18 protein-coding genes are annotated in these 17766 nt (G+C 70.0%); 7 read left to right on the top strand and 11 right to left on the bottom strand.

The genetic code is table 11. The annotated features are described in order from the left end of the window. The first annotated feature begins 535 nt into the window (after positions 1-535). A complete protein-coding gene (locus ABN611_RS11235; RefSeq protein WP_350279767.1) occupies positions 536-1345 on the top strand; it encodes an HAD hydrolase family protein in 810 nt (269 codons plus the stop codon). A 4-nt stretch (positions 1346-1349) separates the two neighbouring features. Here the strand turns inward: ABN611_RS11235 and ABN611_RS11230 are convergent, their stop codons facing one another. From ABN611_RS11230 to ABN611_RS11205, 6 genes are all read right to left on the bottom strand, one after another. Next, positions 1350-1964 carry a bacterial proteasome activator family protein gene (locus ABN611_RS11230; protein ID WP_350279766.1) on the bottom strand — a complete coding sequence of 205 codons (615 nt, stop codon included), beginning with the start codon at positions 1962-1964 and terminating at the stop codon, positions 1350-1352. Between the two features lie 46 nt (positions 1965-2010). Further along, entirely contained in the window at positions 2011-2541 is a 531-nt protein-coding gene (locus tag ABN611_RS11225) for a CGNR zinc finger domain-containing protein (RefSeq protein ID WP_350279765.1), read from the bottom strand. A gap of 169 nt (positions 2542-2710) precedes the next feature. Further along, positions 2711-5323: an FtsX-like permease family protein gene (locus ABN611_RS11220; protein WP_350279764.1), complete on the bottom strand. Its 2613-nt coding sequence runs from the start codon at positions 5321-5323 to the stop codon at positions 2711-2713. Continuing rightward, positions 5323-6039 carry an ABC transporter ATP-binding protein gene (locus ABN611_RS11215; protein ID WP_350279763.1) on the bottom strand — a complete coding sequence of 239 codons (717 nt, stop codon included), beginning with the start codon at positions 6037-6039 and terminating at the stop codon, positions 5323-5325. The genes ABN611_RS11220 and ABN611_RS11215 overlap by 1 nt, the downstream gene beginning before the upstream one ends. Continuing rightward, positions 6036-6608 (bottom strand): helix-turn-helix transcriptional regulator, encoded by a 573-nt coding sequence (locus ABN611_RS11210; RefSeq protein WP_350279762.1) that lies wholly within the window; start codon positions 6606-6608, stop codon positions 6036-6038. The genes ABN611_RS11215 and ABN611_RS11210 overlap by 4 nt, the downstream gene beginning before the upstream one ends. Before the next feature lie 33 nt (positions 6609-6641). Continuing rightward, a complete protein-coding gene (locus tag ABN611_RS11205; protein ID WP_350279761.1) occupies positions 6642-7214 on the bottom strand; it encodes a TetR family transcriptional regulator in 573 nt (190 codons plus the stop codon). A gap of 72 nt (positions 7215-7286) precedes the next feature. Here ABN611_RS11205 and ABN611_RS11200 point away from each other — a divergent pair, with 72 nt between their 5' ends. Next, positions 7287-7706, top strand: a complete 420-nt coding sequence (locus tag ABN611_RS11200) for a VOC family protein (protein WP_350279760.1) — start codon at positions 7287-7289, stop codon at positions 7704-7706. Between the two features lie 114 nt (positions 7707-7820). Here the strand turns inward: ABN611_RS11200 and ABN611_RS11195 are convergent, their stop codons facing one another. Genes ABN611_RS11195 through ABN611_RS11185 form a run of 3 tightly spaced genes read right to left on the bottom strand, consistent with a single transcriptional unit; the run spans position 7821 to position 10248 of the window. Next, entirely contained in the window at positions 7821-8798 is a 978-nt protein-coding gene (locus ABN611_RS11195; RefSeq protein WP_350279759.1) for an NAD(P)H-quinone oxidoreductase, read from the bottom strand. A 16-nt stretch (positions 8799-8814) separates the two neighbouring features. Then, complete coding sequence (locus tag ABN611_RS11190) at positions 8815-9675, bottom strand: aminoglycoside phosphotransferase family protein (protein WP_350279758.1); 861 nt, start codon at positions 9673-9675, stop codon at positions 8815-8817. Positions 9676-9705: 30 nt separating this feature from the next. Continuing rightward, positions 9706-10248 carry an NTP transferase domain-containing protein gene (locus tag ABN611_RS11185; protein ID WP_350279757.1) on the bottom strand — a complete coding sequence of 181 codons (543 nt, stop codon included), beginning with the start codon at positions 10246-10248 and terminating at the stop codon, positions 9706-9708. Between the two features lie 49 nt (positions 10249-10297). Here ABN611_RS11185 and ABN611_RS11180 point away from each other — a divergent pair, with 49 nt between their 5' ends. The 5 genes from ABN611_RS11180 to ABN611_RS11160 all read left to right on the top strand — a co-directional run bounded on the left by ABN611_RS11180 (position 10298) and on the right by ABN611_RS11160 (position 15681). Continuing rightward, entirely contained in the window at positions 10298-11089 is a 792-nt protein-coding gene (locus ABN611_RS11180; protein WP_350279756.1) for a carbon-nitrogen hydrolase family protein, read from the top strand. 55 nt (positions 11090-11144) lie between these two features. After that, positions 11145-12173, top strand: coding sequence for an Rv2231c family pyridoxal phosphate-dependent protein CobC (gene cobC, locus ABN611_RS11175; RefSeq protein ID WP_350279755.1), 1029 nt, complete (start codon positions 11145-11147; stop codon positions 12171-12173). Positions 12174-12340: 167 nt separating this feature from the next. After that, positions 12341-12823 (top strand): BatC protein, encoded by a 483-nt coding sequence (locus ABN611_RS11170; RefSeq protein ID WP_350279754.1) that lies wholly within the window; start codon positions 12341-12343, stop codon positions 12821-12823. Next, positions 12820-14106 carry a cupin domain-containing protein gene (locus ABN611_RS11165; protein ID WP_350279753.1) on the top strand — a complete coding sequence of 429 codons (1287 nt, stop codon included), beginning with the start codon at positions 12820-12822 and terminating at the stop codon, positions 14104-14106. The genes ABN611_RS11170 and ABN611_RS11165 overlap by 4 nt, the downstream gene beginning before the upstream one ends. Before the next feature lie 465 nt (positions 14107-14571). Further along, a complete protein-coding gene (locus tag ABN611_RS11160) occupies positions 14572-15681 on the top strand; it encodes a sucrase ferredoxin (protein WP_350279752.1) in 1110 nt (369 codons plus the stop codon). Positions 15682-15685: 4 nt separating this feature from the next. On the opposite strand, the gene ABN611_RS11155 is transcribed toward ABN611_RS11160, so the two are convergent. Both ABN611_RS11155 and ABN611_RS11150 read right to left on the bottom strand, forming a co-directional pair. Then, the gene (locus ABN611_RS11155; protein ID WP_350279751.1) at positions 15686-16285 is read right to left on the bottom strand and encodes a gamma carbonic anhydrase family protein; all 600 of its coding nucleotides are present in this window, start codon (positions 16283-16285) and stop codon (positions 15686-15688) included. A 236-nt stretch (positions 16286-16521) separates the two neighbouring features. Further along, positions 16522-17739, bottom strand: a complete 1218-nt coding sequence (locus tag ABN611_RS11150) for an MFS transporter (RefSeq protein WP_350279750.1) — start codon at positions 17737-17739, stop codon at positions 16522-16524. Positions 17740-17766 lie beyond the last annotated feature (27 nt).

Below are 17766 nucleotides of genomic sequence, written 5' to 3'. Positions count from 1 at the left end.
AGCTTCTGCCCCCCGGCCCCGCTAGATTGGCGCTGTTGACGGTCATCAAGGCTCCCCAAGTATCAAGACCCGAATGAACGAACGGTGAACACGTTCGTCCGCACGGTTCCACTAGCCGGTGGACCCGCGGTTTTGTTGCCGGCCCACCGTGTCGTCCCGGGCGCGGGACGCACCGATCCATAAGTGTTGACGCCACTGCCGCGGTTTTGGTTGCAGCCAATCCCACAACAGTTCTTCGACGTTCAGGTGTGCTTCCGGAGATGGGGCGGCATCAGTCGCGCTGATCCAGAACACGCATACGACGCGGCCGAACAGCCCCCGGTTCCCCGCCAGACCCCCGCATGAAATCATGCGCAAACCGGTGGGCGCAGGGGAACTTGCTGCCTTTGCAGCATCCTGCCGTAACGGTCTGATGACGTTGTCAAAAGCTCAATCAGATAAGTCAAAAAGGTCTCAATCCGAGAGCTGACCGCTTGCGCCCGAGGTGCCTGGAAGGGTAATGCACGAGCGGCTCGTCCGGCGATACGGTGGCCCTGTGACGGCTCCGCAGTACCCTCGCCTGATTGCCACCGATCTCGACGGAACCCTCGTCCGCAGTGACGGAACCGTGTCCGAACGGACGCGGTCCGCGGTGCTCGCGGCCCAGCGTGCCGGAAGTGTTTTCGTGATGGTCACCGCCCGGCCACCTCGATGGCTGCACGACTTCGAGGACCTGGTCGGCGACCACGGTGTCGCGATCGTTGCCAACGGCGCCATTCTGTACGACGTCCTGCGCCGCAAGGCGATCCGCACCCGGCTGATCGAACCCGACGTCGCGCTCGAGGTCGCGCTGGCGATCCGCACCGGCATCCCCGACGTGCAGTTCGCCATCGAGCGACCGAACCGCTACGGACAGGAACCGGTCTACCTGAACCGCTGGCCGAAACCCGACGACACCTTGGTCGGCGCCGTCGAGGTGCTGCTCGAGGAGCCGGCCGCGAAGCTGCTCGTCCGGCACCCGAGCCTGCCGTCCGACGAACTGCTGGCGCTCGTGAACCCGTTGGTGGGCCAACGAGTGACGGCGAGCCACAGCGGAGGTCACGGTTTGGTGGAGATCTCCGCGAGCGGCGTCTCGAAGGCCGCGATGCTCGCCGATTTCGCCGCGGAGCAAGGGATCTCGGCTGCTGAGACGATCGCCTTCGGCGACTCGGTCAACGACCTGCCGATGCTCGCCTGGGCCGGGACGTCGTACGGCGTCGCGAACGCGCACCCCGAAGTACTCGCGCTGGTGGACAGAACTGCCCGGACAAACGACGAGGACGGCGTCGCCGCCGTCCTCGAAGAGTTCTTCCAGCCTTTGAAATAAGGCCTTACAGATACATCCCGCCGCTGCCCGGGCCGTCGGTGTTGCCGGCCTGCGGGGCGCCGGGGAAGCCGGGCTGCTCCTCGGCCTGCAGCTGCTGGCCGCCCGGCAGTGCGCGGCGCATCTGCTCGAGCTGCTGGCGCGCGGCCATCTGCTGCGCGAACAGCGCCGTCTGGATGCCGTGGAACAGGCCCTCCAGCCAGCCCACCAGCTGGGCCTGCGCGATCCGCAGTTCGGCCTCGGTCGGCGTGCTGTCGTCGGTGAAGTCCAGGCTCAGCCGCTCCAGCTCCTCGACCAGCTCCGGCGCCAGGCCGCTCTCCAGTTCCTTGATCGACGCCTCGTGGATCGACCGCAGGCGCGCCCGGGAGGCCTCGTCGAGCGGCGCCGACTTCACCTCTTCCAGCAGCTGCCGGATCATGTTCGCGACCCGCATCACCTTGGCCGGCTGCTCGACCAGCTCGGTCACCGAACGCGGTTCGTCGTCCTGCTCGTCGTGGTCGTTGTCGGAGCGCGGCGGCCCCTCGACGGCCATGCCGTCCGGTCCGACGATCAGCACTTTGCCGTCCTCGGTCCGCGCCCCGGCCATCGGAACTCCCTGGCCCTCGCTGCTGCTCTCGGTCATCTGCCCATCCTAGTTGGGGGTCATGTCGCGGTACCCGACGGGCGTTCTACGAAGCACGCGCCCGATGCCGGCGTACGGCGTCCCGGTTGGCGCAGGCGGGACTGCAGTACCGCTGCCGCCCGGTGCGTGAGAGGTCGGCGTACACGTTGTCGCAGCCGTCGGTGGCGCAGCGGCCGAGCCGGGTGATCCCGCGTCCGGCCAGGTGCAACGCCGTACCGGTGCTGATCAGCGTCGCGACCAGCCGCCCGACCGGTACGTCGTCGGGGCGGTAGTGCATGTGCCAGCCGTCGCCGGCGTGGTTGGTGAGCCGCGGGTGCTCGGTGTACTTCGCCAGCATCGCGTTCACCAGGTCGACGCGGGCCTGCTCGTCCTGCGCGTCGACGACCTGCAACCACTCGTCGAGCGCCGTACGGACGGCCGCCAGGTCCGCGGCGGTCACGTGCCGGTCGCGGACCAGGCGGCTCTCGACGCCGCTCTCCTCGCAGCGCTCGGCCAGCTCGTCGGGTGTGCTCGCGGGCCGGGTGACCAGGTTCACCGCGAGCAGCACCGCGTCCGCACCGTAAGGGTTGAGATGCATAATGCCATTACATCACGATGGATCCATGACAGACACCCACCGGCACCGCTGGACCGCGGTCTCCAGTCACCAGGTCAGCGAAGGTCTCCTCGTGTACCAGCGGTGCGACTGCGGCCGGTGGCGCCTCACGAGCACACCGCCGTACCCCGTCGCCTATCCGGAGGTGGCTCTAATCGATACGGCTGACCATCGGTAGCCGCGACCGCGTGAGCAGCCAGGCGAGCAGCCCGGCGAACAGCGGTACGACGATCACGATGCCGCCGAGCTCCGCCCACGGAACCGCGAACCGCGGCGACCCGAACGCGGCGTGCGCCGTGTAGCCGTACAGGGCGCCGACCCCCACGCCCAGCAGGCAACCCAGCTGTCCGAGGACCCAGGCCTGCGCCGCCGCGAGCGACCGCCGGCGGCGCGGCGGGGCTCCGATCGCGGCGAGGGTCGCGAGATCGGCCCGGCCCTCGGCCGCGGACAGCGAGACCGAGATCGCGACACCGAGCAGCGTGACGATCGTGGCCGCCGCCAGGATCCCGAGCAGGAACAGCCGCGCCGGGCTCTGGTACCCCTTCTCGACCACGAGCTGGTCGTCCGCTCCGAGGAGCCGCGCGACCGCGGCGAGCTCGTCGTCGGACGGGCTCCTGGTCAGCTCGAAGTGGACCTCGTTGACCTTGATCGTGCCCAGCTCGCGGGCCGCCTCCGGGCTGATCAGCGCGGTGTCGCGGAAGAACTGGATCCGCGGCGGCGGACCGAAGGACACCGCGTCGAGGTTCTTCAGGTAGTCCTGGGCGTCGTCGTTGTGCAGGGCAACAGTCTGGCCGGGTTCGAGCTTCACGTCCGGAACCACCACCTTGCCGGCCCGCATCGCCGCCGCGACCCGGGCGCCGTACTCGCCGAAGCGCTCGACGAAGCCGGGATCGGCCGCCTGCAGGGGCATCCCGGTCATGCCCATCCCGTTCTGCGGTGTGGCGACGGCCAGCACCGGCGTGTAGCCGTACTGGTTGGCCTTCGCGTTCGGCAACTGTACGTAGCCGAGCTGGTGCTGCTGCCGAACCGGAAGCAGCTCGCCCAGCTGCGAGCCGAGTTGCGGCGTGTGCGCGATCGCCCCGGGAACTCCGTCGGCGAACCGCATCACCGCGTCGCCCTCGCGCCCGGCCGCCGTGTAGTCCGCGGCGTCGGCGGCGATCGAGTTGGACGCGGCGAACGCGACCGCGGCCGTACCGGCGACGGCCATCATGATCGCGGCCGTCGCGGGTCCCGTCCGATGCCGGTGCCGGGACGCGTCCCGCAGTGCCATCCGACCGCTCAACGGCAGCGCCCGGGCCACCCCGGCGAGCTTCGCGACCAGGCTGGGCAGCATCCACACCAGCGCCGCGATGGTCGCGGTGATCCCGAGCAGGACGAGCGCGATCGGGCCGGTGGGCGTGGCGGTCGCCTGCATCCCGAGCTGCGTGCTCCGTGCCGACTTCAACGCGGCGGCGATCATCGTGCTGCCCCCGAACACACACGCCAGCCCGGCGCCGAGCAGCACCACCGCGGCGACCCGGATGCGCGCCGCCCCGGCCGTCACGGTGAACCGCTCGGCCAGCGCTGCCATCGGCGCCTGCCGCCCGGCACTGATCGCCGGTACGACGGCCGCCGCGAGCCCCGCGCCCACCCCTAGCAGGGCGATCGCGACGATCGTGCCCCACGGGATCTGCCACGCGGTGAAGACGGCGTCCGTCATCGCTTCCCACACCGGCTTCGCGCTGAACACCGCGATCCCCGCGATCGCGAGTCCGCCGAGCACCCCGACCAGCCCGGCGAACAGCCCTTGCGTCACGACGATCCGCCGGACGTCGCCCGGCGTACCGCCGGCGGCCATCACCAGCCCGAGTTCACGGGTCTGGCGGCGCGCGCCGACCGCGAACGCCGTACCGGCCAGCAGCACGATCTCCAGGACGCCGAAGCCGATCACGAGCGCCATCGCCGCGTACGGGCCGATCTCGTCGGCGGTCGTGCCGTAGGTGTCCGGCGGCGGATCGACGATGGTTGCCCGCGGCAAGAGAAACAGGCCCTGGTCGATCAAGGCGGTGCCGAGCGCGTCGGCGTCCGCGGAGTCCGGGAGATCCACCAGGTACTGGACCGTCCGGGTTGGGTCGACCTCGTGCAGGCGCGTGTCCGGCGTCGCGAAGACGGCCTTGGTGCTCGCGGCGCTCAGCATCCGCGCGATCCCGACGACGGTGTACTTCGTACCGTCCGCGCTCACCATCGTGTCGGTCCGGCCGAGCTCCTCGGCGAGCGACGGCGAGATCGCGACCTCGTCGGGCTTCGCGGGCAGCCGGCCTTCGTCGAGCTTCACGGTCCCGGTCGTCAGCGGATCCGCTCCGTCGCCGGTCAGCAGCGTGACCGAGGTCTTCGAGTCCGGGACGCGGATCTCGGTGGTGCCGGAGTCGACGAACTGCCGCGCCACCTTGCTCCCCGGCGGAAGTAGCGTCAGCGGGTCGAACGTCGACGGCGTCCGGACCGCCTTGTCATGGCCGGGAGCCGGCGGCGGTTCGCCGTACAGCATGTCCTGACCGGGTTGCACCTGGAGCTTGCCGTACTGCGTGACGTCCAGCCGGGCGTCCGCGCGGCCGATCGTGTTGTTCGCCAGCGTCTCGCCGCTCGGGCTGGCACTCTTCAGCACGATGCCCAACCATGTCGCCGCCAGCACGGGCAGGCCGATCAGCGCCGCGATCAGCAACGTGCGGCCGAGCGACCGGCGCGTCGTACGGCGGGCGATCCGCAGCGGCGGGCCCCACTTGCCCATCAGTGACTCTCCTGGAGCAACGCGTCGGCTCCGGGCAGCGGACCGGACTGGCCCACCAGGACGCCGTCACGCAGATAGACCACGCGGTCGGCCCAGGCGGCGTGGCGGGCGTCGTGTGTGACGAGTACGCCGCCGATGCCGTGCTGGTCGCAGCGGTCGCGGAGCAAGCGGAGGACGGCTTCGCCGGTGTCGGAGTCGAGCGCGCCGGTCGGCTCGTCGGCCAGCAGCAGGCGGCGTTCGCCGACGATCGCGCGGGCGATCGCCACTCGTTGCCGTTGGCCACCGGACATGTCGTCGGGGAAGCGGTCCGCAAGTTCGCCGATCCCGACCTCTTCCAAGGCGGCGACGGCGGACTTGCGGGCGGACCGGCTGCGGGTGCCGTCGAGCTCCAGCGGGAGCGCGACGTTCTCGGCCGCGGTCAACGCCGGGATCAGGTTGAAGTCCTGGAAGACGTAGCCGATCCGGCGGCGGCGGAGCGCGGCCACGGCGTTCCGGCTGAGTGTCGTGAGGTCGTTGCCGTCGACAAGTACTTCGCCGCTGGTCGGCTGGTCGAGGCCGCCGGCGCAGGTGAGCAGTGTCGACTTGCCGGAGCCGGACGGGCCCATGACCGCGACGAGCTCGCCCGCCGCGACGGCCATGTCCACGCCCCGCAAGGCGTGCACGGCCTGTTCGCCTTGTCCGTGAGTCCTGGTCACATTGCGGATGTCGAGGATCATGAGCGGGCCTCCTGCTCGTCCGGTACGTCGTACGTCTGCGGCACGGCCCGCGGTGTGCCGCGGTGGCGTAACAGCATGGCCTCGCAGTGGTCGAGCCAGCGGATCTCCGCCTCGGCGCCGAAGATCATCGACTCGATGACCAGCTGCCAGGAGATCTCGCCGTCGGCGCTGTTCCGCTTCAGCCGGGTCAGTTCCTGCAGCGATTGCATCGTCGACATCCGCTGCCGCTGCACCACGGCGCTGACGTCCACGCCCGGGACGGCGAGGGCGAGCGCCAGCTTGATCGCCAGCTCGTCGCGCGGCCGCGACTCCCGGGTCACCGGCGTCTCGAACCACTTCGCCAACTCGCCGCGGCCGGCGTCGGTGATCTCGTACATCGACCGCCCGTCGGCGTCGGCGGACGCGGCGCGGACCAGACCGTCGCGCTCGAGACGCGTCAGCGTCGTGTAGACCTGCCCGATGTTCAGCGGCCAGGTCGCTCCGGTGGCGGCCTCGAACTCACCGCGGAGCTGATAGCCGTACTTCGCCCCGTCCTGGAGCAGCGCCAGCAGTCCATGCTTGATCGACATGGATACTGAGTATGCATACTGGGTATGCGCCCGTCAATCCTCGCGAGTCAGTCGACGCACCAAGCGGGCCGTGATCGCCTGCACGTCGTACGGCCGGCCGGTGCCGGGCGTGAGCTGGTCGAGGACCAGCCCGTCGATCGCGAAGTGCAGCAGCCGGATCTCCTCGGCGCCGCCGGGCAGACCGGCGTTCGCGTTGAAGGCGACGTCGGCGTCGAAGCCCTGCCGGAGGGTGCGCGACAGGATCTCGTGCAGGCCGGGGCGGCGGGCCGCTTCGAGGCGGAGCTCGAGCAGGGCGAGCGTGAGTTCGGGGCGGCCGAGCAGGCGCTCGACGATGTAGTGCACGTAGTCGGTCATCAGGTCGAGGCCGGGCTCACGCGCGGCGAGCGGCTCGAGGACGGCTTCGTCCGGGGCGAGGCGCTCGAAGATCCGCTCGCCCAGCGCGCCGAGCAGCGCGTCCCGGGTCTTGAAGTAGTTGGACGCCGTACCGGCCGGGAGTCCGGCGGCGGCGTCGACGGCGCGATGGGTGAGTCCGCGGGCGCCGGCCTCCGCGAGCACGGCGAGGCCCGCGTCGGCCAGTCGGGTACGGCGTTCCGGATTCCGGGGCATGTTGACAGGCTAGCAGAGTTGCACTACAACTGTCGTACACAACAACAACAGCTGTAGTAGTCAGGAGAACGTATGCAACCCGCAGCCTTCGGCGCGACCGTGGTCACCGACAAGCCGTCGGAGGTCGCCGCCTTCTACACGCAGTACCTCGACCTGCAGGTCGGGCTCGACCTCGGCTGGTTCGTCACCGTCCGGCGCGGCACGGCGGACTGGGAGCTCGCGATCATGGAGCGCGGGCACCCGACGATCCCGGCGGCGGTGTCCGCGCAGACCGAGAGCACCAACGTCTTCGGCTTCGTGGTCGACGACGCGGACGCGATCGCCGCGGCCTTCCGGGCCGGCGGCGTGGAACTGGAGGGCGAGCCGGTCACCGAGCCGTTCGGCCAGCGGCACTTCTTCGTCCGCGACCCGGCCGGGACCTGGATCGACGTCATCCAACTGGTCGAGCCCGACCCGGAGTGGGTCGCGGCGAACCTGGCGCCGGCGACGTGATCGAGTGGTGCGGATCTTCCGCACTCACCAACCGCGCTCCGGCGCCGCGTGCGACCGCCGGTTGAGCGTGAGCGGCGCCCGGAGTTGTGGGTTGGTGAGTGCTGGGGATCCGGCTCAGAGCGTGAGGAGCACTTTGCCGAGCTGGGTCGACTCCTCGAGTGTCCGGTGGGCCGCGGCGACCTCGGTGAGCTGGAAGGTCGAGTGCACGATCGGCCGGACCTTCTTCTCCGCGATCAGCGGCCAGACGTGGCCGACCACCTCGTCGACGATCCGGCCCTTGTCCGCCACCGACCGGAACCGCAGACCGGTGGCGATCACCGAACCGCGCCTGCTGAGCAGCCGGCCGAGGTCCAGCTCGCCCTTCGCGCCGCCCTGCATGCCGATCACGACCAGGCGCCCGTCGTACGCGAGCGCCTTCACGTTGTCGGTGAGGTACTTCGCGCCCATGATGTCGAGGATCACGTCGGCGCCGGCGCCCTTCGTCGCCTCGTGGACGACCGACGCCCACTGGGCTTCCTTGTAGTTGATCGCCACGTCCGCGCCGAGCCGGGTGCAGAACACCATCTTCTCCTTGCTGCCGACGGTGGTCAGCACCCGCGCGCCGTGCGCGACGGCGAGCTGGATCGCCATCGTGCCGATGCCCGACGAGCCCCCGTGCACCAGCAGCGTCTCGCCGGCCTTGAGGTGCGCGGTCATGAAGATGTTGGACCAGACGGTCGCGACGACCTCGGGCAGGGCGGCCGCGCTGACCAGGTCGACGCCGTCCGGGACCGGCATCACCTGCGGCGCGGGGACGACCACCTTCTCGGCGTACCCGCCGCCGGCCAGCAGCGCGCAGCACTCGTCGCCGACCGACCAGCCCTCGACCTCGGCGCCGACCGCGGCGATCCGGCCGGACACCTCGAGCCCGATCGTGCCGGGGGCGCCGGGCGGCGGCGGGTAGAAGCCCTGCCGCTGCAGCAGGTCGGCGCGGTTCACGCCGGCGGCGACGACGTCGATGACCACCTCGTCGACCGCAGGCTCCGGGTCCGGGATCTCGCCGATTCCGAGGACGTCGATTCCGCCTGCTCCGTCACACACGACAGCTCGCATGCCGCCCAACTTACCCTCAGCTTTCGACCAGCTCCGCCATGTCTCGCGCGATGCCGGCGAGGTGAGTGGTCTCGCCTATCGAAGCGAACCAGTCCCATAGTTCGAGCGAGTGGTAGAGCCGGTAGAGCGCGATCCGGTCGGCGGGCAGCAGGCCGTAGCCGGCCGTGAGGCCCGCGAGCTTCTCGGCGTTGTCCCGGACCGAGTAGGCGATCGTCTTCGCGACGTCGACCAGCGGGTCGGCGGCGATCGCGTTCTCCACGTCGATGAAGCCGTTGACCTGCCACGTGACCGGGTCCACGAGGATGTTGCCCTCGTGGAAGTCGTTGTGGCACAGCGTCGGCGCCGTGTTGTCCGCGAACAGGTTTGCCTGCCGGTCGACGTACCCGGTGATCTTCGCGTGCAGCGTCAGGTCGCCGCCGAGTTGCTCGAACTCGTGCAGCTTCTTCGCGAACTGCCGTCGCATGTACTGGTCGTTGTCCGGCAGCGGGTCGAGGATCTGGTCGGTCAGATAGCCGTACTCCGGCTGCGGGATCTGGTGCACGCGGCGCAGCAGCTCGCCGACCTGGGTGTACGTCGTACGCCAGTCGGGCGGTGCGAGCTCCGACAACGGAACGCCGTCGAGCTTGGTGAGGATCGTGACGCCGTCGCCGACGTGCAGTACGCGCGGGATCGAGCCGCCGACCTCCGGCTCCAGCATGCCGTAGACATGGACTTCCTTGGCCTGCTTCCAGCGCCACTCCGGTGCGTAGACCTTCACGATCACCGGGTCCGCGTCCGTCTGGACTTCGTGGACGGTGCTCAGTTGCCCGCCGGTTCGCACGGTCGTCTCGCCGACCTCGACTCCCAGGGCATCCTTGACCAGCTGTGCGACGTCCATGGGGCGAACCTATGAGTGGCGTCCAGCGATTTAGTTGTCGTCGAGATCCGACCAGGTGTCTACGTCGTCGCCGGCGCGGGTCGGCTCGGTCCACGCGAGGTCGAGGCCGGCGAGCGCACGCCGTACCGACTTGTCGCGTGGATCGCCGACTTGCTCGATCGCCGCGGCGAGTGCGGTACGGCGGTACGCCGTCGCGAGCTGCTGTTCGCGGCCGTCCGTGTCGCGGAGGCCGTAGCCGTCGTGGTCGGCGAGCCCTTCTACGAGCGTGGTGACGTCGGATTCGGTGATCCACGGCAGGTCGCAGCTCAGCACCACGACGACCGGTGCCGTCCCGTGCTGCAGGCCAGCCGCTAGTCCCGCTACCGGTCCACCCGACGGCGGGTCCTCGAGGGTCCAGCTCACCGCGCGGTACGTCGTACGTTGTTGCCCGACCACCACTGTCGACGCAGCTCCGGCCGTCGCGATCAGGACGCGGTCCAGCAACGAGACCCCGTCCAGCACCAGCATCGCCTTGTCCACGCCGCCGAACCGGGTGGACCCGCCCCCTGCCAAGACCACCGCGTCGAACTCCACCCCCGCAGTCTCGCAGGCCCGTCCGCACGTTCTGCGGCACCATGGGGGTATGAGGATCGCCGTGGTGCAGACCGCCAGCAGCTACGACAAGGGCGCCAACCGGGAGTTGGTCACGCGCCTCGTCGCCGACGCGGCGCAGGACCGGCCGGACGTCGTCGTACTGCCCGAAGCGATGATGTCCGACTTCGCGGTCGAGGGCGAGTCGGTAGCGGAGGCGGCCGAGGCGTTGGACGGTGAGTTCGTCGCGACGCTGCGGAAGGCTGCTGTCGAGCATGGTGTGGCTGTCGTCGCCGGCATGTTCGAGCGCAGCTGCGACCAGCACCGGCCTTACAACACGCTGCTGGCTGTGGGCGCGGACGGCGTACTGCTGGGGGCCTATCGGAAGATCCACCTGTACGACGCGTTCGGGTACAAGGAGTCCGACCAGCTGACGCCTGGCGACGTGGCGCCGGTGGTGATCCAGGTGGGAGAGCACTCGATCGGGCTGATGACCTGTTACGACCTGCGGTTCCCTGAGCTGTCGCGGGCGCTTGTGGACGCGGGAGCCGAGGTACTGGTCGTGCCGGCGGCCTGGGTCCGCGGGCCGCTCAAGGAGCACCACTGGACGACCCTGCTCACGGCACGTGCGGTCGAGAACACCTGCTATGTCGCTGCGGCCGCCCAGAACGGGAAGAAGTACTGCGGCCTCAGCCAGGTCATCGACCCGCAGGGCGTCGCTCTGGCGTCGGCTGGTGAGGCGGACGGACACGTGGTCGCCACGGTCTCGGCTGAGCGGCTGGCCGACGTACGCAAGCGCAACCCTTCGCTGCAGAACCGCAGGTACTCCGTCACGCCCCGCTGACCAGTGCGCGGACTCGGGGGTCCCGAAATCTGCCTGACCCGTTAGCCTCCTGACCGTGCTGGATGGCTTTGATCTGGAGCATCACGGTGACCTCGAGGTCGGTGAGGGGCTCGTCGACCTCGCCGTCAACGTCCGCGCGGGCACTCCGCCACCCTGGTTGCTCGACGCGGTCACCGCGAGCCTGAGCGACTTGGCGGCGTACCCACGGCAGGACGCCGCGCTCGCCGCGGTCGCGCGCCGGCACGGGGTCGCGCCGGACCGGGTGCTGCTGACCGCCGGTGCGGCGGAAGCGTTCGTGCTGATCGCGCGGGCGTTCCGGCCGCGGCGGCCGGTGGTGGTGCACCCCCAGTTCACCGAGCCGGAGGCGGCGCTGCGGTCGGCCGGGCACCTCGTCGACCGGGTGATCCTGCGGCCCGAGGACGGGTTCGTGCTGGACCCGGCCGCCGTACCGGCCGACGCGGATCTCGTCGTGATCGGCAATCCCACCAACCCGACGTCGGTGCTGCATCGCGCGGACGACCTGCGCGAGCTGGCGCGGCCCGACCGGATCCTGGTCGTCGACGAGGCGTTCATGGACGCCGTACCGGGTGAACCCGAGACGCTCGCCGGGGCGTCGATCCCGGGGCTGGTGGTGGTGCGCAGCCTCACCAAGACCTGGGGCCTGGCGGGGCTTCGGGTCGGGTACGTCCTGGCCGGCGCGAGCCTGATCGAGCAGCTGGCGGCTGTGCAACCGCACTGGCCGGTGTCCACTCCTGCTCTCGCAGCGGCTATTGCCTGCAGCAACGAGCGTGCCGTCGCGGAGGCGGCGCAGGCTGCTCTCGACATCGAACGGCAGCGTGTCCATCTGCTTGACAGTTTGGGTCGCGTGGATGGCGTTTCGACGTACGGCGCGGCGCGAGCGCCGTTCGTGCTTGTGCATGTGGCGGGGGCCGCGCGGGTGCGGGAATCCCTGCGTGCACAGGGATTCGCGGTACGGCGGGGGGACACCTTTCCCGGGTTGGGGCCGGACTGGTTGCGGGTCGCCGTACGGCCGGAAGACGTCACGGACGGCTTTGTGAAGGTGCTGTCCGATCTGATGCGGTAGGTGTTGTTGCGGCTGCTGTGCAATCGAGCCGGGCAATCGAGTCGGCATCGAGTTGGCGCTGTAACGCGGTGAGGGTTTAGCCGACGACCACTTTGCGCACAAGATGACCAGGTGCCCGCTGGTACGTCCTGGGCAACTTTCTGGCCGTTCGCGAAGGGAGCAGCACAATGGGTCTCAACGATGACGACATGAACACCTCGTCCGAAGGTGGCGAAGGGCTGGCTGACGGCGGCGCCACCCAGGGCGCGACCGACGGCGGTGCCGACGGCGGCGCGGGCGGCGGAGGCTACGGCGAGTCCGGCGGTCAGACGGCTGCTCCGGGCGGCGGGTACGGCGGGGAGTCCTCGGACGGCGGAGCTGACGGTGGCGCCGATGGTGGTGCCGGCGGTGGCGGCGGGTACGGCGAAGGACCGGCTGACGGCGGCGCGTCGCAGGGCACCCAGGACGGCGGTGCCGACGGTGGCGCCGGCGGGTACGGCTCCGAAGAGGGCGGCTCCGGTGGCGAGGGCCCAGCTGACGGCGGCGCCACGCAGGGCGCACAGGACGGCGGCGCTGACGGTGGTGCCGGCGGGTACGGCTCGGAAGGTGGCTCCGAAGGTGGATCCGGCGGGTCCGAAGGCGGCTCCGAGGGCAGCTCCGGGAGCTGGTGACCACCGTGCCGGACGCCGGGCCGCTCGACCGCCCAGCCTCGTCGGCGGACGGTGCTGACCTGTTGCGAGACGAGCGCCCGGCGCTCCGGCGCTGTGTGGCGGGGGACTTGGACGAGTTCGCGAACTCCTACTGGGGTTCGCGGGCCCTGCTGTCGCACGGTCCCGATCTGCCGGCGCCGTACGACGACCTGTTCAGCCTCGAGGCTGTGGACGAGTTGTTGTCGCGCCGCGGGTTGCGGACGCCGTTCCTGCGGATCGCCAAGAACGGGGCCGTCGTGGGCGACGGGCAGTTCACGGGGCCGGCTGGCGTCGGCGCGGAGATCGCGGACCAGGTGCGGGACGACAAGGTGGCCGCGTTGTTCGCCGACGGGCACACCGTCGTACTGCAGGCCCTACATCGGACCTGGCCGGCGCTTGTCGACTTCTCGACGCAGCTGGCCGCGGATGCGGGGCATCCGGTGCAGATCAACGCATACGTCACTCCTGCCGAGTCGCAGGGATTCTCGGCGCACTACGACGTACACGACGTCTTCGTACTGCAGGTGGCTGGCGAGAAGCACTGGACCGTCCACGAACCGGTCCACGTCGATCCGCTCCGCAACCAGCCGTGGACGGACCATGCGCGCGCTGTCGAGGCGGCCGCGCGTGACAAGGCGCCGGTGATCGACGAGGTACTGCGGCCTGGCGACGCGCTGTATGTGCCACGCGGATTCCTGCACTCGGCCACGGCGCTGGGTGGGGTCAGCGCACACCTGACTGTCGGCCTGCACACGTTGACGCGTTACCTGCTCGTGCAGGAGCTGGCTGCCCTGGCGGCCGACCAGCCATCACTGCGGACCGCGCTGCCGCTCGGCTTCGACCCCGGCGACCCGGAACAGCTGGCCCAGCTCCTGCCGGAGGTGGTCGACCTCTTCACCCAGGAACTCCGCACAGCCACCCCCGACGCACTAGCGGCCCGCCTTCGCCGCCGCACCTGGTCCAGCAACCGCCCCGCGCCCCTCCCACCTCTGGCGCACGCGGCCTCCATCGCGTCCCTGGCCATCGGCACCACGGTCCGCCTCCGCGCCGGCCTCCGCTGCCGAGTAGTCCCCGGCGACCCGCTGGTCCTCCAACTCCCCGACCGCACCATCACTTTCCCACCCACCACCACCGCCGCAGTCACCGAACTCACCTCCGGCAAGGACTGCAAGGTAGGCAACCTCCCAAACCTGGACCCCGCAGACCAACTGGTCCTAGTCCGCCGCCTCCTCACCGAAGCAGTCGTAGTAGCCGCAGCTCAGTAGCCGCAGCGCGCAGTTGTTGACCGCTAGCGGCTTGCGCCTGAGAAGCCAGTACAGGCCGGTGAGCTACGTGACCGAGGCGAGCTGCTGATCCGCCGCCGACAACAGGCGGAGTTGCGCTCGCGGCCTGAGGCCACCCCGGTCACCGAGGACTGCCCAGTACGGGCAGATGACTGAGGCAACGGATGGTTGGCTGCTGCGCGGAGGTGCCTGGTGATGCTGCGGGCGGCGGGCTGGGTGCGTGGAAGCGTGGTGGTAACCGGTGCGGGGCGGTGCACAGAACTGGAGACGGAAGTGGGCAGTGCTCGGCGGTGCGGGCAGGTCGTGGGGTGTGGGTGCGGAAGGGGCTGGTGACTGGGGTGCGATGGTGCTGGAGGTGGGTTGGTGGGCGACGTGCGTTGAGGTGAGCGGGTCCGGCGGCTGGTGGGTGCAGGGTGGTTGAGGGTGGCGACCGTAGGGTGAGGTGCTGTGGATGATGGCGAGGTGAGGTACCGGCCGGAGACCGGGTGCGCGGTGCAGGCCGATCTCCGGGGCGACTCCCTGGTCGCCAGCGCCCCACCCGCGGAACGCTGGCTACTCATCGAGTCCCACACCGCCTGGCCCCGCCAGGCCCTCACAGCCCTCGGCCGGCAATCCCCATCACCCGACCCGCCCTCGTCCAGCGCACAGTCCGCTAGCGCATCGTCTGCCCGCGCATCGTCTGCCAGCGCACCGTCGACCCGAGCACCGTCATCCGGCGCCGCGTCGTCCGGCACACAGTCGAACGGCGCACCGTCGGCTAGCGCAGCGTCGGCCGGCCCGCTGTCGGTTGGCGCGCTGTCGGGTGGGCTCTCGTCGCCGGCTCTGGGGGATGCGGTGGCGCGGGTTTGTCGGGAGCTTGGGATTCGGCCGGTGTTGGTGCGGCGGTACGGACGGGTGGATCGGTCTCGTGGTCGGCGCTGGGGGCTGGTCGACTGTCGGCCGGGACGTGAGGTTGTCCGGTGGGGGCAACTGCCGACGGACGAGCATCTGCTCGACGTCCTTGCCGGCAACGACCCAGGGACAGTTTCAAACGAGCCCGTCTACCTCGTCTGCACGCACGGCCGTCACGACGCGTGCTGCGCCGTCCGCGGCCGGCCCGTCGCCGCGGTCCTCGCCGCCGCGTACCCGGAGCAGACCTGGGAGTGCAGCCACATCGGCGGCGACCGCTTCGCGGCGAACGTCGTCGTACTGCCACACGGGCTGTTCTACGGGCACGTCCCACCGGCCCGCGCCGTCGAGCTCGCGAGGCAGTACGACGCGGGTGTCGTCGTACCCGACCTCCTCCGTGGATCAGGTGCGTTCATCCCGCCCGTTCAAGCCTCGCAGCACTTCGCCCGCGCCGCCGGTCATTCACCAGCCCTCGACAACCTCCTCCCGCAAGACGTCCAGCAACTCGCCGGCAACCGCTGGCGGATCCTCCTCGCATCCACCAACGGCCCGCTCACCGTCGAGGTCTCGGCACACCTGGACACCATCGACGCCCGCCTGACCTGCGCAGGTTCCTCTCCCGCTCAGGTCCGCCGCTTCGAACTCCACACGCTGACCCCGGCCGGCTGACAGCTCACGTCGGGTCGACAGTGCGGTCCGAGTGGTGCGCGCCGTAGTACTCCGCCTGCCGCGCCATGATCTCGCGCATCGACGTGCCGCGCGGAACGCCGTACACCGTGCCGGGGAAGTCCAGTTCGCGCTGGGTCTGCCACAACTCTTCGTGCCGGTCCGGGGAGAAGAGTTGGGCCGGGTCGCCGGCGGCGATCCATCCGATCGGGAGGACCGCGCCTGGTTCCAGTCGCGAGTTCACATGCAGCACGCTGTTGATCCGGAGTTCCGCGCCTGCGCCGGCGACGGAACCGGGAAACAACGCAGCGCCCGTGGCGATGAAGACTTCGTCCTCGACCGTGGCGCCGTTGACGTGTGCATGGGGACCTACCAGGACCGCGTCGCCGAGCAGTGCGGGATGACTCGCCCGGCCGCGCACCAGGGCGTTCTCCATCACGACACTGTTCTCGCCGAGCCGGACCTCGCCGTTCTCCGCGGTCAGCACCGCACCGTGCAGGACCCTGCTGCCTTCGCCGAGGACGACGGCGCCGCAGAGCACGGCCGATGGGGCGACGTACGCGGATTCGGGCACGACCGGTCGGCGGCCGCGGTGTTCCATCAGCATCTGTCGGTGTCCTCTCCTAGCCTGACCACCACCGTCCTTGATTACCCGATCGTGTGCGGACTCTCCACTGCCCGGGTCCTCACAACCCGGGCGGCGGTGTCCTCCGGGCCGTCCACGTCGGAGGTGGGAGGCTCGGTCCATTGGACAATCCGGGGTGGAGAACCGCGAACGAGGTCAACATTAGAACAGATGTTCGATCAGTCGCAACGTATCCTGACAGGTCAGGAAAGGACCGCTCAGATGCGCTCGGAGCTCAGCCGCGACGCGGTCCGCGCCAGCGCGTAGATGGTCAGGCTCGCGATCAGCGCCAGCACCGCGAGCGCCACCCACGGCAGCTCGTGCCGCACCTCGAAGAGCTGCGCGAAGAACCCCGGCGCCAGCACGCTCGAGAACGTGAACGAGTACTGCCAGTACGACAGGTACTTCCCCCGCCCGACCTGCGGCGCGATCGCGGCCGACAGCGCGTTGTTCGTCGCCGCGTGCAGCACGTCGGCGAACGCGTAACACGCCGTGGCCAGCACCAGCACCGCCACAACCCACCCGCCCGGGATGTGCACCTGCAGCGCCATCAAGAACGCCCAAGCCGCATAAGTGACACCAGCGACGACCATGACGTTCGTACGCCGCCGCCGCTGGGTGTGCCGTACTACGAGCGTCTGGCCGGTCGCCAGCACGACAGACGTTCCCGCGATCAGTACGCCGACCAGCCACTTGGGCACGGTCAGCGCCTCGGTGACGTACACAGGTACGCCCACGCCGAGCATCATCGTGCAGAGCGCCAGCAACGTGTTGGCGCCGATCAGCGCCAGGAACGTCCTGTCCTTGCGCAGCAGCGGCGCGGGGCCGCTGTCCTGCTCCATGCGCTCGTGGTGCGACGGGTGCAGTCGCAGCAGCAGTACGCCGGCCAGGTAGAACGACACCGCGTTGAGCCCCATCGCGACCAGGAACGGTGTGTCGCCACCGATCGCGAGCAGCCAGCCGGCCACCAGCGCGCCCAGCGCCAGGCCGCCGGCCTGCATCATCCCGCCGAGGCCGAACCATTTGTCCCGCTCGCCCTCGTCGGCGACGTCCGCGAGCAGGCTGAAGATCGCCGACCAGAACACCCGCTGCCCGGTCGCCATCACCAGCGAGCACAGGAACAGCAGCCAGACCGACCGCCCGAAGAAGAAGCCCGTGAACGCCAGGCCCTGCGCGAACTGCGCGGCCACCACGATGTTCCGCGGTCCGACGCGATCGATGACCACGCCCACCGCGGCTGGCGCGGCGATCGAGAACAGCGTCGCGACGGTCAGCATCACGCCGGCTGTCCCGAGCGGGATGTCGGCGACCTTGTTGAAGAACAGCAACAGCAGCGGACCGGCGCAGCCGCCGCCGAAGGAGTCGATCGCCAGCCCTGCCAGCAGGGGGACCCGGCCGCGGACGTTCGGGAGACCGAGTGACGCGGCTGCGGGCATGACGAAGCGCTCCCATCGGGATTTGGT

The organism is Kribbella sp. HUAS MG21 (genome assembly GCF_040254265.1).
Lineage (GTDB): Bacteria > Actinomycetota > Actinomycetes > Propionibacteriales > Kribbellaceae > Kribbella.
This window is presented reverse-complemented; position numbering and strand designations above follow the sequence as displayed.